Here is a 14,170-nt window from a genome sequence, read left to right on the forward strand (position 1 = left end):
CTGGCAAGCCTATCGGCGCGGGCGGGGCACGCGGTCCCGTGCCCGGGTCCCGGACAGCCCGCGGGCCCGTCAGGAAGCCCGGGGCCCTGCACGGCCCAGGGCCCCGGGCCGGACCGTGTGGTCCGGGCCGGGGCCCTGGTGTGTGGCGTACAGCTGAGGTGTTCGCTCAGAGATCAGTGGTGGCCGTGGCCGCTGGTGATCTCCTTGTACTCCTCGGTGGTCGGCTTGGGGATCACGTTGTCCTCGCCGTAGTAGCCCTTGGACAGCTTGGCCCGGAGCTTCTGCGAACCCTTTATCTTCCGGCGGACACCGTTCTCGTCCACCGCGGGGCCGACCTCGTACGGCTTGGGCTGCTCATGCTGGGTGAGCTTGTGCAGGTCCTCCTGCGACAGCGGCTCGTGCACCTCGATGAACTCGCCGTGTGGCAGCCGCTTGATGATGCCGGTCTCGCGGCCGTGCAGCACCTTGTCCTTGTCGCGCCGTTGCAGACCCAGGCAGATCCGCTTGGTGACGATGAAGGCCAGCACCGGTCCGGCGAAGAAGCCGATCCGGACGAACCAGGTGATCGAGTTGATCGACAGGTGGAAGTGGGTGGCCCACAGGTCGTTTCCACCACCGACCAGCATCACCAGGTAGGCGGTCAGCCAGGCGACACCGAAGGCGGTCCGGGTCGGGACGTTGCGCGGGCGGTCCAGGATGTGGTGCTCGCGCTTGTCGCCGGTGATCCAGGACTCGATGAAGGGGTAGACCCCGATCGCGAAGAGGACCAGCGGGAAGAGCACGATCGGGATGAACACGCCCAGGACGAGTGTGTGGCCCCAGGCGTTGATCTCCCAGCCGGGCATCACTCGGACCAGACCCTCGGCGAAGCCCATGTACCAGTCGGGCTGGGCGCCGGTGGACACCTGGTCCGGCCGGTACGGTCCGATGGCCCAGATCGGGTTGATCGTGGCGACCGCGGAGAGGATCGCGATCACGCCGAAGACCAGGAAGAAGAAGCCGCCCGCCTTGGCCATGTAGACCGGCAGCAGGGGCATGCCGACCACGTTCTTCTCGGTCTTGCCGGGGCCCGGGTACTGCGTGTGCTTGTGGTAGAAGACCAGGATCAGGTGCGCGACCAGCAGGCCGAGCATGATGCCCGGCAGCAGCAGGACGTGGACCGGGTAGAGCCTGGGGATCAGGTCCATTCCGGGGAACTCGCCGCCGAACACGAACATCGAGATGTAGGTGCCGACGACCGGGATCGACAGGAACACACCCTCGATGAACCGCAGACCGGTGCCGGAGAGCAGGTCGTCGGGGAGCGAGTAGCCGGTGAAGCCGGTCAGCATGCCGAGGAAGAACAGCAGGAAGCCGAAGAGCCAGTTGATCTCGCGCGGCTTGCGGAACGCGCCGGTGAAGAACACGCGCATCATGTGCACGAGCATCGCGGCGAGGAAGATCAGCGCGGCCCAGTGGTGGATCTGCCGGATCAGCAGACCGCCGCGCACCTCGAAGCTGATGTCGAGCGTCGAGGCGAACGCCTCGGACATCCGCACGCCCTGCATCGGGACGTACGGGCCGTGGTACGTGACCTCTTCCATGCTGGGGTGGAAGAACAGCGTCAGATACACACCCGTGAGGATGATGATGATGAAGCTGTAGAGCGCGACCTCACCCAGCATGAAGGACCAGTGGTCCGGGAAGATCTTGCGCATATTGGCCTTGGCCAGGCTGTAGACGCCCAGTCGGCCGTCGGCCCAGTCGGCCACGCGCTCGCCCGCGGGGGCCTTGCGGCCGCGCTGCGTTTCAGTTGCAGTACTCATCCGCGCTCCCAGAATGCAGGACCGACGGGCTCCGCGAAGTCGCCCTTGGCTTCGAGGTAACCGTCCTTGTTGACGCCGATCCGCAGCTGCGGCAGGGCGTGCCCGGCCGGGCCGAAGATCACGCGGCCACCGTCGGAGAGGTCGAACGTCGACTGGTGGCACGGGCACAGGACGTGGTGCGTCTGCTGCTCGTACAGGTTGATCGGGCAGCCGACGTGGGTGCAGATCTTCGAGAACGCGACGATGCCGTCGTGCGACCAGTCCAGCTCGCGCTTGTCCTTGATGTTCTCCGGCTGCAGCCGGACCAGCATCAGGGCCGCCTTGGCGATCTGCGTCTGGAAGTCGTGGTCCGACTCCTTCATGCCCTCGGGCATGGCGAAGGTGAGCGAACCGACCGCGATGTCCTCGGGGCGCAGCGCCAGCATGGTGTTGTAGTTCATCAGGCGCTTGCCCTTGGCCCACTTGGTGTGCCGGAGCTTGTCCTGCGGCAGCGGGCCGAGGTCGCGCAGCAGCACCAGGCCGGCCAGCGGCACCAGGGTCAGCGCGCCGAAGAGGGTGTTCCGGGCCAGCTTGCGCCGGCCGAAGCCGGACTCGGCGGCGCCGGCCGCGAAGTCCTCCAGGACCTTGGCCTTGACCTCGGGTGCGGCCTCGATCGGGTGACGCTCGTCGGCGACCTCCACATCGGACATCAGGGTGCGGGCCCAGTGGACCGCGCCCGCGCCGATGGTGAACAGCGCGATGCCGAGGGTCAGGCCGAGCGAGAAGTTCAGCGCGCTGATGTGGCCGAGCGGGAAGACATAGATGATCTTGTCGACCGGGAAGGCCACATACGAGGCGATGAAGGCGATCGTCGCCAGCATCGAGATCGTGAACAGCAGCGCGATCGTGCGCTCGGAGCGCTTCGCGGCGCGCTCGTCGATGTCCTGCTGGCGGTGCTCGTGCGGGGGCAGACCCGGGTCGGCGAACGGATTGCCGGCCGCCTCTACCTCGCCGCCCTTTTCCTGCTCGTGTGGCAGGTTGGCGTCTGGTTGTGAAATGTCGTGGCTACTCATGACTTCTTGGCCTTTGCGGTCCGGGCGGCGACCCAGATGGTCAGGACGATCATGGCACCCATACCGAAGACCCAGCCGAACAGACCCTCACTGACCGGGCCCAGGCCGCCGATCTCCATACCGCCGGGGGTCTTGCTCTTGTCGCTGTTGACCGTGTCCAGGTAGGCGATGATGGCCTTCTTCTTCTCCTCCGGCATCACGGTGTCCGGGAAGGAGGGCATGTTCTGCGGGCCCGTCTGCATGGCCTCGTAGAGGTGCTTGGGGGAGATGCCCTCGAGGGACGGCGCGTACTTGCCGTTGGTCAGGGCGCCGCCCTTGCCGACGAAGTTGTGGCACTGCGCGCAGTTGGTACGGAAGAGCTCACCGCCCTCGGCGATGTCCGCGCCCGCCGGGTTGTACTGCTCCTTGGTCGGCGTCACCGGGCCGGGGCCGAGCGAGGCGATGTACGCGGACAGCTGCTCGATCTGGGCGTTCGAGTAGATGTTCTTCTTCTTCGGCACCTGGGCGCCGGGCTGCTGCGCGGGCATACGGCCGGTGCTGACCTGGAAGTCCACGGCGGCGGAGCCGACGCCGACCAGGCTCGGACCGTCGGTCGTGCCCTGACCGCCGGTGCCGTGGCAGGTGGCACAGCCGACGGCGTAGAGCTTCTTGCCCTCCTCGATGGCGAGGGACTGGGCGGAGCTGTCATCGGCCTTCGCCTCGCTCGGCGAGAACGCGGCGTACAGCCCCCCAGTGACCGCCAGCGCGAAGAGTAGGACGACGAGCGCAGCCAGCGGATGGCGCCGTCGTGCGGAGAGCTTTTTCACGGATTACCCCGGTGTCAGGATCTTCTGCGTCGATGCTTTAGGACGTGGTGCCGGTGCGGCGACCGGATTTACTTGATCATGTAGATCGTGGCGAAGAGGCCGATCCAGACGACGTCGACGAAGTGCCAGTAGTAAGACACCACGATGGCCGCCGTCGCCTGCTGGTGAGTGAACCTCTTGGCCGCGTACGTCCTGCCCAGGACCAGCAGGAAGGCGATGAGTCCGCCTGTCACATGCATGCCGTGGAAGCCGGTGGTCAGGTAGAACACCGAGCCGTACGGGTCGGACGAGAGCGACAGGCCCTCGTGCTTGACCAGTTCGGTGTATTCGAAGATCTGCCCACCGACGAAGATCGCGCCCATGATGAAGGTGATCACGAACCAGGCGCGCAGCTTCTTCACGTCACCGCGCTCGGCAGCGAAGACACCGAGCTGGCAAGTGAGAGAGGAGAGCACCAGGATCGTGGTGTTCGTCGCGGAGAACGGGAAGTTCAGCGCGGACGCCATTTCCTTCCAGTGCTCTGCGCCGGTCACCGATCGCAGGGTGAAGTACATCGCGAAGAGGGCCGCGAAGAACATCAGCTCGGAACTCAGCCAGATGATGGTTCCGACGCTGGTGAGGTTCGGCCGGTTGACCGACGGGTGCGCGTGCCCGGTATCTACTGCTGTTGCTGTCGCCACGACCGACATTATGTCGGTCGCTTATCCAGCCCTCACCTCCGGGGGTACCGTTCGGAGTGTCAAGGGCATCGATGCTGCTCGTACGGCCCGTTGCGAGCGGGGATCCGGCAGTTGTCGAGCGCTGGTCGGCCGGTCCCTCGAAGGAAGGACGGGGTTGCACGCCCCCTCCTCCCCAGAGCTCTACCGGAGTAGCATCCGCGCCAGAAGTCCAACCACGTAACGCGGAGGAACGATGCAGCCGACCGCCACGGTGCTGGTCTACAGCGATGACGCGGGCACCCGCCAGCAGGTCCGGCTCGCGGCCGGGCGGCGGCCCGCCCCCGACGTCCCGCCCGTGGAGTTCGTGGAGTGCGCGACCCTCCCCGCCGTCCTCTCGGCGCTGGAGGACGGCGGTATCGACGTCTGCGTACTGGACGGTGAGGCGGTGCCCGCGGGCGGTATGGGGGTCTGTCGGCAGATCAAGGACGAGATCTTCCGCTGCCCTCCGGTTCTGCTGCTCATCGGCCGCCCGCAGGACGCCTGGCTGGCCACGTGGAGCCGGGCCGAGGCCGCGGTCACCCATCCGGTGGACCCGGTGGCCCTCGCGGACGCGCTGGCCGGGCTGTTGCGACAGCAGCACTCCGTAGACGCCTGACGCCTGACGCGTCACCCTCCTCCTACACCTGGGCTCCTCCTACACCTGGGGCCGCAGCCTGGCCGACTCGGCCGTGGTGCCGCCGTCGGCCCGTCCGGAGGCCACGGCGCTGCCCGCGCGCCACTTGTCCCAGGCCATGTTCCAGTCGCCGAATCCGTTGTCGAACGTCGTCATCATCGCGCCGTGGCTGTTCACGACCTTGACGATGTCGCCGAGGCGCACGGTGTCGAAGAACCAGCGCGCGTTCTCGTTGCTCATCCCGGTGCAGCCGTGGCTGACGTTGGCCGCGCCCTGCGAGCCGACGGACCAGGGGGCCGCGTGGACGTACTCACCGCTCCATGTCACCCGCGCGGCCCAGTGGACCAGCAGGTCGTAGGAGTTGCCGAGGCCGATGCTGGCGCCGGTCATCCGTACGGAGGACTCCTTGGCGAGGATCACCTTGATGCCGTTGCGGGTGTCGAAGCCGGGCATGCCGGTGGTGATCGGGATGGTACGGATCGCCTGGCCGTTCTTGAGCACCGTCATCTGGTGGGTGCCGGAGTCGGTGATGGCCTCGAGGCGGTCGGCGGTGTGCAGCCGCAGCGGCTTGGAGGCTGCGCCGTACAGGCCGTTCGCGACCCGGATGCCCTTGAGGTTGGCGTGCACGTCGATCGTGGCGTGCGCGGGCCAGTAGTCGCGCGGACGGTAGTGCAGGGTCCGGTCGTCCACCCAGTGCCAGACACCGTCCACCGCAGGCTGTGAGTCCACCTTCAGGGCGCGTTCGACGACGGCCCGTGCCGAGGCGTCCTTGACGGGCGCGCTGAGCGAGGCGGTGACGGGCTGCCCCACCCCGTAGGTGCCGGCGTCGGGGCCGAAGGTGACCCGCAGCTTGCTCTCGGCCCCCGTGGTGTCGAAGCCGATGGTCCGGCGCCCGGGCGCCCCGTCGGCGTCCTCGGTGCTCACCCGCAGCGTGTAGTGGGTTCCCGCGGCCAGGGGCACGGTGCTGCGCCAGCGCTTGCCGTCGGGCGTGAGCTCCCCGCGTACGTACCGCCCCGCGGAGTCGGTCGCCGTGACGTCGGTGATGCGGCTGTCGTCGCCCTTGGCCGTGACCTCAAGTGGCTTGTCGGGGTCGGCCTTGTGGGAGCCGCCCACGCCGCTGAAGGCGACCTGGTCGGCCGCGTCGTACGGCTTGGCCGCCAACGGGTCCGAGGAGGGGCCGCCGCATCCGGTGAGCCCCGCCGCTATCAGGGGTGCCAGCAGCAGAGCGCAGCCGAGCACCGTCCGGGATCGGGGTGATCGAGGTGTGTGGCTCATGGTCACAAGCTAAGAAGACCGGTCCCGGACGGCTCGCGGGAAGTGGCAGTCGAGTGAACGGGCGAACCGGCAGACCGGGGTGTCGGGGTCCGGGAGGAAAAACGAAGCGGGGCCCGGACACCTGGAGAAGGTGTCCGGGCCCCGCTGGGCCCCGGTTCACCGGGGCCCACTAAACCGAGTTCCGGTGAACCGGGTTCCGGTGGCTGACCGGTTACTGGTTCTGGTTCTCACCGCGGTAGTACTCGAACACCCAGCCGAAGAGACCGACCATGATGATCGGGGCCGAGAAGTACAGCAGCCACCAGCCGAAGATCACGCCCATGAAGGCCAGGGCGCCACCGATCGCCAGGGAGAGCGGCTGCCAGCTGTGCGGGGAGAAGAAGCCCAGCTCACCGGCGTCGTCCGCGACATCGGCGTCCTTGTTGTCCTGCGCCCCGACATCCACCCGGCGGGCGGTGAAGGCGAGGTAGTAACCGATCATCACGCTCAGCCCGAAGGCCAGGAAGAGCGCGGTGGTGCCGGCCGGCTCCTTCGACCACACGCCATAGACGATCGCCATGACGAGGATGAAGACGGCGAGCCAGATGAAAAGTCGGCCTTGGACCTTCACTTGCCGGCCTCCTTGCCACCCACGAGGGCCTTGTCATCGGACGCGGCGGCCCCGTGGTTCTCGAGCTGGTCGAGGGCCGCGATCTCCGGGTGGTGCAGATCGAACGCCGGGGATTCGGAGCGGATACGCGGCAGCGTGACGAAGTTGTGCCGCGGCGGCGGGCAGGAGGTCGCCCATTCCAGCGAGCGGCCGTAGCCCCACGGGTCGTCGACCTCGACCTTCTTGCCGTACTTGGCGGTCTTCCAGACGTTGTAGAAGAACGGCAGGATCGACAGACCGAGCAGGAACGAGGCGATGGTCGAGATGGTGTTCAGCGTGGTGAAGCCGTCGGCCGCCAGGTAGTCGGCGTACCGGCGCGGCATGCCCTCGGCACCGAGCCAGTGCTGAACCAGGAACGTGCCGTGGAAGCCGATGAACAGCGTCCAGAAGGTGATCTTGCCCAGACGCTCGTCCAGCATCTTGCCGGTGAACTTCGGCCACCAGAAGTGGAATCCGGCGAACATCGCGAACACGACCGTACCGAAGACCACGTAGTGGAAGTGCGCCACCACGAAGTACGAGTCCGAGACGTGGAAGTCCATCGGCGGCGAGGCCAGGATGACACCGGTCAGACCACCGAAGGTGAAGGTGATCAGGAAGCCGATCGTCCACAGCATCGGGGTCTCGAAGCTCAGCGACCCCTTCCACATCGTGCCGATCCAGTTGAAGAACTTGATACCGGTCGGCACCGCGATCAGGAACGTCATGAAGGAGAAGAACGGCAATAGCACGCCGCCTGTGACGTACATGTGGTGCGCCCACACCGTCACCGAAAGGCCCGCGATCGAAATCGTCGCGCCGATCAGGGAGATGTAACCGAACATCGGCTTGCGCGAGAAGACCGGAATGATCTCGGAGACGATTCCGAAGAACGGCAGCGCGATGATGTACACCTCTGGATGGCCGAAGAACCAGAAGAGGTGTTGCCAGAGCAATGCGCCGCCATTGGCCGCGTCGAAGATATGCGCCCCGAATTTACGGTCCGCCTCCAGGGCGAACAGCGCGGCGGCCAGGACCGGGAAGGCCAGCAGCACCAGCACACCGGTGAGCAGCACGTTCCAGGTGAAGATCGGCATGCGGAACATCGTCATGCCCGGGGCGCGCATGCAGATGATGGTGGTGATGAAGTTGACCGAGCCGAGGATGGTGCCGAAGCCGGAGAAGGCCAGACCCATGATCCACATGTCGGCGCCCACGCCCGGCGAGCGGACCGCGTCCGACAGCGGCGAGTACGCGAACCAGCCGAAGTCGGCCGCGCCCTGCGGGGTGAGGAACCCGGCCACCGCGATCAGCGAGCCGAACAGGTACAGCCAGTAGGCGAACATGTTCAGCCGCGGGAACGCCACATCAGGCGCGCCGATCTGCAGCGGCATGATCCAGTTCGCGAAGCCGGCGAACAGCGGTGTGGCGAACATCAGCAGCATGATCGTGCCATGCATGGTGAACGCCTGGTTGAACTGCTCGTTCGACATCAGCTGCGAGCCGGGACGGGCCAGCTCGGCGCGCATGAACAGCGCCAGGAGGCCACCGATGCAGAAGAACGCGAACGACGTGACGAGGTAGAGCGTCCCGATCGTCTTGTGGTCGGTGGTGGTCAACCACTTGACGACGACGTTCCCTGGCTGCTTGCGGCGCACGGGCAGCTCATCCGCTTGCGCGGTGGCTGCGTCGGCACCCTGAGGTTCGTTGAGGATGCTCATCGGTTCTTGGTCTCCGCGTTCTTGGCGGCTTCCGTCTGCTCAATGCCCGCCGGGATGTAGCCGGTCTGGCCCTTCTTCGCCAGGTCCGCCAAGTGCTTCCGGTATTCCTTCGGAGAGACGACCTTGACGTTGAAGAGCATCCGCGAGTGGTCCTGGCCGCACAGCTCGGCGCACTTGCCCATGAAGGTGCCGTACTTGTTCGGGGTCACCTCGAAGCGGTTGGTGTGCCCCGGGATGACGTCCATCTTCATCAGGAAGGGGACCACCCAGAACGAGTGGATGACATCACGGGAGGTCAGGATGAACTGGACCTTCTCGCCCTTGGGCAGGTACAGGGTGGGGCCCGGGTTGCCGGTGTCCGGGTTGTGGTCGCCCGGGATGCCCGCCTCGTAGACGCCCTCGGCGCCCTTGGGCACGGCCTTGAGCATGCGGTCCGGGATCGACGAGACCTCCTCGGGGGTCTTCGCCGGCGTGGACAGGTTCCCGTCCACGTTCTCCATGTAGTTGAAGCCCCAGCTCCACTGGTAGCCCACCACGTTGATCACGTGGTCCGGCTTCTTGGAGGTCTTCAGCAGCTCGTTCTCATCACGCGCGGTGAAGTAGAAGAGCACCGAGACGATGATGATGGGGACCACGGTGTACAGCGCCTCGATGGGCATGTTGTACCGGGTCTGCGCGGGAACCTCGATCTTGGTCCTGCTGCGGCGGTGGAAGATGACCGACCACAGGATCAGGCCCCAGACCAGCACGCCCGTGGCGAGCGCTGCCGCCCACGAGCCCTGCCACAGGGAGAGGATCCGCGGCGCCTCCTCCGTGACCGGGGTGGGCATACCGAGGCGGGGGAAGTCCTTTGATGTGCAACCGGTGGCGGTCGCCAGGACCAAGCCCGCGGCCAGCGCCTGCAGCAGCTTCCGCCGCACCGGGCGCCGCGACGAGCGGTCGGAGCCGTTGGGACTCACGTAGCGCCTTCCCGAGAGTCTCGCCCACACGGCCGCGGCCGTCTCGCTGGTCGGTCGCCGGCCCGGTGCGGGCAGGGGTTTGGATGTTTATGCGGAGCAAACCCTACTGGACGCCTTTTAGGGCTGCGCGGGGAGGGTGCCCAACGCGCCGGGGTGCTCCCCGAAGAGGTGGAGGAACCCGTTCGAAGAGGACCAGAAGAGAAGCTGGAGCCACCCGAAGAGCCCCGAAAAGGCTTCGCCGAGGCACCGACGCGACTTCCGCGAGCTGCGACTAGCGTTCTGTATGTGCCCTACTTCGACGCCGCTTCGTCCGCCCCGCTGCACCCCGTCGCCCGCCAGGCGCTGCTCGCCGCGCTCGACGAGGGCTGGGCCGACCCGGCCCGCCTCTACCGCGAGGGGCGGCGTGCCAGGCTGCTGTTGGACGCGGCGCGGGAGGCGGCGGCGGAGGCCGTCGGCTGCCGTCCCGACGAACTCACTTTCACCTCTTCGGGTACCCGCGCACTGCACGACGGCATCGCCGGAGCCCTCGCGGGCCGCCGCCGGGCCGGCCGCCATCTGATCGTCTCCGCCGTCGAGCACTCCGCGGTGCTGCACGCCGCGGCCGCCCATGAGACGGGCGGCGGCACGGTCACCGAGGTCCCGGTGGACAGCGCCGGCCGGGTCGCGCCGGGCGCGTACGCCGCCGCGCTGCGCGACGCCCCCGGCCCGACCGCCCTGGCCGCTCTGCAGTCCGCCAACCACGAGGTGGGCACCCGGCAGCCGGTGGCCGAGGCCGCGGCGGAGTGCGCGGAGGCGGGTGTGCCGCTGCTCGTGGACGCCGCGCAGTCGCTGGCCTGGGGCGCGGTCGCGGGCGGCTGGTCGCTGCTGACCGCGAGCGCCCACAAATGGGGCGGCCCGTCGGGGGTCGGCCTGCTGGCCGTACGCAAAGGAGTGCGCTTCGCCGCCCACGGCCCGGCGGACGAACGCGAGTCGGGCCGCGCCCCCGGCTTCGAGAACATCCCGGCCGTCGTGGCGGCCGCGGCCTCGCTGCGCGCCGTACGGGAGGAGTCCGCCGCGGAGGCGGAACGGCTGCGGGAGCTGGTCGACCGGATCCGCACGAGGGTGCCCCGGCTGATCCCGGATGTGGAGGTGGTCGGCGACCCGGAGCGGCGGCTGCCCCATCTGGTGACCTTCTCGTGTCTCTATGTCGACGGGGAGACACTGCTGCACGAGCTGGACCGCGCGGGCTTCTCCGTCTCCTCCGGCTCCTCGTGCACCTCGAGCACCCTGACGCCGAGCCATGTACTGCGTGCGATGGGCGTGCTGTCCGAGGGGAACGTACGCGTCTCGCTACCGCTGGGAACGCTCGAGGAGGACGTGGAGCGCTTCCTCGGCCTGCTGCCGGACGTGGTGCGCCGGGTGCGTGGGCAGTTGGGCGCGCCGGGGCAGGGCCAGCAAGCTGCGGCGGTTGCGGTGGCCCCGTCGGCCGCGGCCGGTTCGGGGGGCGAGGAGGCGGAGGGTGAGCTGGTGGTCGACTCGCTCGGCAAGCTCTGCCCGATCCCGGTCATCGAGCTGGCCAAGGTCATCGGGGAGGCCCCGGTCGGCGGCCTCGTCACGGTGCTCGCCGACGACGAGGCCGCCCGGCTGGACATCCCGGCGTGGTGCGCGATGCGCGGCCACGAGTACGTGGGCGAACGCCCGGCCGACCGTGGCACCGCGTACCGCGTCCGCCGCCGGGCGTAGACCCCCTGAAGAACCAGAAACCCCTCAGTTGTTGAGGTGCGGCTGGATCTCGGAGGCCGCCTCCTGGCCGTACGCCTTGGCGAAGCGCTCCGTGAAGTGGCCGCGGCGCAGCTCGTACTCCTGCGGGCCGAGGGTCTCGATGACCAGCGTGGCGAGCATGCAGCCGACCTGGGCCGCGCGCTCGAGGGACAGGTCCCAGGAGAGCCCGGAGAGGAAGCCGGCGCGGAACGCGTCGCCGACGCCCGTCGGGTCGACCTTCGCCTCCTCCTCCGGGGTGCCGACGACGATCGGCTGCTCGCCGGCGCGGTCGATCCGTACGCCCTGCGCCCCGAGCGTGGTGACGCGGGTGTGGACCTTGGCCAGGATCTCGTCCGCCGACCAGCCGGTCTTGGTCTCGATCAGCGCCGCCTCGTACTCATTGGTGAACAGGTAGTCCGCGCCCTCGACGAGCAGCCGGATGTCGTCGCCGCCCATGCGCGCGAGCTGCTGGGAGGGGTCGGCGGCGAACGGGATGTTGCGGGTGCGGCACTCCTCGGTGTGGCGGACCATCGCCTCCGGGTCGTCCGCGCTGATGAGGACGAGGTCGAGCCCGCCGACCCGGTCGGCGACGGGCTGCAGCTCGATCTGGCGGGCCTCGCTCATCGCGCCGGTGTAGAAGGACGCGATCTGGTTGTGGTCGGCGTCGGTGGTGCACACGAAGCGCGCGGTGTGCAGCACCTCGGAGATATGGACGGAATCGGTGTCCACTCCGTGGCGCTCCAGCCAGGCCCGGTACTCCGCGAAGTCCGCCCCGGCCGCCCCGACCAGGATCGGGCGCAGGCCGAGGACGCCCATGCCGTAGCAGATGTTGGGGCCGACGCCGCCGCGGCGGACGTCGAGGGTGTCCACCAGGAAGGAGAGGGAGACCGTGTGCAACTGGTCGGCGACCAGCTGATCGGCGAAGCGGCCGGGGAAGGTCATCAGGTGGTCGGTGGCGATGGAGCCGGTGACTGCGATACGCACGGCTGGTCTGCTCCTGCGGGAGACGGAGGAAAGTCGGAGGAAACGCGCGCCTTACGCTATCGGCTCCGCCACCCCCGCACGAATGGTCGAAACCACCCGATAGTAGCTCGTTGCTCACCGCGTTCACGATGCACACGACGCCGGTTACGGCGCATGGAGGAACCACACGCCCCCCCGCTCCGTCTCAGCGACGTCCCCCTCGCGAGAGATGGGACGGTACAGCCAGAGCGGAGCCGAAGGAGCGAAACGGTGAGCACCGAGGACACCGACACCCCACAGACCCCCGAAGGCGAGAACCCGCAGACCCCCGAAGCCGAGAGCCCGCGCCCGCGGCGGCGTTCGCCGCTGGCCATCGCCTCGGTGGCGGCGGCGGTGCTGCTCGCCGGTGGCGGCGGGGCGTACTGGGCCTCCACCGCCGCGGGCGGCGGCACGCAGGACCCGGGCGCCGCACAGAAGGACGGTTCGCCGAAGCCGCTCGCACTGGACGGATTCGCGTCCACGGGCGCGGAGGGGATCGCGCCGGGCGAGCCGAACCCGTACGGCCGGCAGTACAAGGCCGAGGGCGAGCTGCCGGACGGGCCCGAGTCGGCGCCCGTGTACCGGACCGCCGCCAAGGTCTCCAAGGCCGAGGTGGCGCGGCTGGCCAAGGCCCTGGACGTGGCGGGGACCCCGCGCGCGGACCACGGTGTATGGAAGGTCGGGGGCACCAAGGACGCGATGAGCCCGGTGCTCCAGGTGAGCCAGAAGGCGCCGGGCGGCTGGTCGTACACGGCGTACGGATCCCCGGGCGGCACCTCCTGCGTAGAGCAGCCGGACACCGCCACCGGCACACAGCCGTCCGACGCTCAGACCTCCGACGCCGAGGGGAGCGGCAAGAGCTGCCCCTCCTACCGCGGCGGGGCCGGCGACTCCAAGGGGTCCGGCTCCAAGGGATCCGGGGCCGAGGGGTCCGGGTCCAAGGGGTCCGCGGGGTCCGACAAGGCCGTCTCGGAGGCCAAGGCCAAGCGCGCGGCCCAGCCGGTGCTGGACGCACTGGGGCTGGACGGCGCGAAGCTGGACGCGACGCAGCGGTACGGCGCGGTGCGGGTCGTGAAGGCTGACCCGGTGCTGGACGGTCTGCAGACGTACGGCTGGCGGACGAGTCTCCAGGTGGCCGCCGATGGACAGCTGGTCGGCGGCGACGGTCTGCTGTCGAAGCCCGCGGAGGACAACACCTATCCGCTGATCGGCGCGGCCGAAGCCATGAAGCGGCTCAACAAGGGCGGCGACACCGCAGGCGGCGCGGACGACGCGCCCGGGAAGGCGGAGCCCGCGGAGAAGGCGCCCGAGGAGGCGGCGACGGGCAGCGCGAGCAGTACGGCCGGCAAGGTCACGGTGCGCAAGGCGACCCTGGGCCTCGCGGCCCGCTCCGTGGACGGCCGTCGGGCACTGGTGCCGTCCTGGCTCTTCCAGGTCGGGCCGTCGAGCGCGGATGACGTCATGAACACGGTCACCTACCCCGCGGTCGACCCGAAGTTCATCAAGAAGCCCTCCCCCTCCGGCACGTCCCCGTCCTCGAAGCCCGGCGAGGAGCAGGTCGACGACATCACGTCGTACACCGTGGCCGGAAAGACCCTGACGGTGCGCTTCTGGGGCGGCGTCTGCGAGTCGTACTCGGTCTCCGCCAAGGAGTCCTCGTCGCAGGTGAAGCTGGAGATCAAGGGCAAGCGGCTGCACCCGGGCCGGCCCTGCATCCTCATCGCCAAGCAGATCGACAAGAAGGTCGAGCTGGAGAAGCCGCTGGGCGACCGCAAGGTGGTGGACGCCAGGACCGGCGAGGCCGTGCCCAAGCGCAAGTGACGTAGGCAAAGCGAAGACGCCGCAGGGGG

General features: G+C 68.6%; 12 protein-coding genes. 3 read left to right on the top strand and 9 right to left on the bottom strand.

The genetic code is table 11. The annotated features are described in order from the left end of the window. Positions 1 to 173: 173 nt before the first annotated feature. From ACFV2X_RS39205 to ACFV2X_RS39220, 4 genes are all read right to left on the bottom strand, one after another. Positions 174 to 1,805, bottom strand: a complete 1,632-nt coding sequence (locus tag ACFV2X_RS39205) for a cytochrome bc complex cytochrome b subunit (RefSeq protein WP_385626027.1) — start codon at positions 1,803 to 1,805, stop codon at positions 174 to 176. Then, positions 1,802 to 2,857: a Rieske 2Fe-2S domain-containing protein gene (locus ACFV2X_RS39210; RefSeq protein WP_385626029.1), complete on the bottom strand. Its 1,056-nt coding sequence runs from the start codon at positions 2,855 to 2,857 to the stop codon at positions 1,802 to 1,804. The genes ACFV2X_RS39205 and ACFV2X_RS39210 overlap by 4 nt, the downstream gene beginning before the upstream one ends. After that, positions 2,854 to 3,663: a c-type cytochrome gene (locus ACFV2X_RS39215; RefSeq protein WP_385626031.1), complete on the bottom strand. Its 810-nt coding sequence runs from the start codon at positions 3,661 to 3,663 to the stop codon at positions 2,854 to 2,856. The genes ACFV2X_RS39210 and ACFV2X_RS39215 overlap by 4 nt, the downstream gene beginning before the upstream one ends. A gap of 68 nt (positions 3,664 to 3,731) precedes the next feature. Further along, the gene (locus tag ACFV2X_RS39220; protein ID WP_089514187.1) at positions 3,732 to 4,352 is read right to left on the bottom strand and encodes a heme-copper oxidase subunit III; all 621 of its coding nucleotides are present in this window, start codon (positions 4,350 to 4,352) and stop codon (positions 3,732 to 3,734) included. 223 nt (positions 4,353 to 4,575) lie between these two features. Here ACFV2X_RS39220 and ACFV2X_RS39225 point away from each other — a divergent pair, with 223 nt between their 5' ends. Continuing rightward, positions 4,576 to 4,977 (top strand): hypothetical protein, encoded by a 402-nt coding sequence (locus tag ACFV2X_RS39225; RefSeq protein ID WP_385626033.1) that lies wholly within the window; start codon positions 4,576 to 4,578, stop codon positions 4,975 to 4,977. Between the two features lie 39 nt (positions 4,978 to 5,016). Here the strand turns inward: ACFV2X_RS39225 and ACFV2X_RS39230 are convergent, their stop codons facing one another. From ACFV2X_RS39230 to coxB, 4 genes are all read right to left on the bottom strand, one after another. Next, positions 5,017 to 6,270 carry an Ig-like domain-containing protein gene (locus tag ACFV2X_RS39230; protein ID WP_385626035.1) on the bottom strand — a complete coding sequence of 418 codons (1,254 nt, stop codon included), beginning with the start codon at positions 6,268 to 6,270 and terminating at the stop codon, positions 5,017 to 5,019. Positions 6,271 to 6,481: 211 nt separating this feature from the next. Next, positions 6,482 to 6,880, bottom strand: coding sequence for a cytochrome c oxidase subunit 4 (locus ACFV2X_RS39235; RefSeq protein WP_385626037.1), 399 nt, complete (start codon positions 6,878 to 6,880; stop codon positions 6,482 to 6,484). Beyond that, complete coding sequence (gene ctaD, locus ACFV2X_RS39240; protein ID WP_385626039.1) at positions 6,877 to 8,619, bottom strand: cytochrome c oxidase subunit I; 1,743 nt, start codon at positions 8,617 to 8,619, stop codon at positions 6,877 to 6,879. The genes ACFV2X_RS39235 and ctaD overlap by 4 nt, the downstream gene beginning before the upstream one ends. Continuing rightward, entirely contained in the window at positions 8,616 to 9,578 is a 963-nt protein-coding gene (gene coxB / locus ACFV2X_RS39245; RefSeq protein WP_385626040.1) for a cytochrome c oxidase subunit II, read from the bottom strand. The genes ctaD and coxB overlap by 4 nt, the downstream gene beginning before the upstream one ends. A gap of 285 nt (positions 9,579 to 9,863) precedes the next feature. On the opposite strand from coxB, the gene ACFV2X_RS39250 reads away from it, so the two are divergent. Further along, on the top strand, positions 9,864 to 11,300 hold the full coding sequence (locus ACFV2X_RS39250; RefSeq protein WP_385626043.1) for a cysteine desulfurase/sulfurtransferase TusA family protein: 1,437 nt from the start codon (positions 9,864 to 9,866) through the stop codon (positions 11,298 to 11,300). Between the two features lie 24 nt (positions 11,301 to 11,324). On the opposite strand, the gene ACFV2X_RS39255 is transcribed toward ACFV2X_RS39250, so the two are convergent. Next, positions 11,325 to 12,302, bottom strand: a complete 978-nt coding sequence (locus ACFV2X_RS39255) for a carbohydrate kinase family protein (protein ID WP_385626045.1) — start codon at positions 12,300 to 12,302, stop codon at positions 11,325 to 11,327. 249 nt (positions 12,303 to 12,551) lie between these two features. On the opposite strand from ACFV2X_RS39255, the gene ACFV2X_RS39260 reads away from it, so the two are divergent. Continuing rightward, positions 12,552 to 14,141, top strand: coding sequence for a hypothetical protein (locus ACFV2X_RS39260; protein WP_385626047.1), 1,590 nt, complete (start codon positions 12,552 to 12,554; stop codon positions 14,139 to 14,141). The last annotated feature ends 29 nt before the right edge of the window (positions 14,142 to 14,170 follow it).

Origin of the sequence: Streptomyces sp. NPDC059679, assembly GCF_042734105.1 — a bacterium.
Lineage (GTDB): Bacteria > Actinomycetota > Actinomycetes > Streptomycetales > Streptomycetaceae > Streptomyces.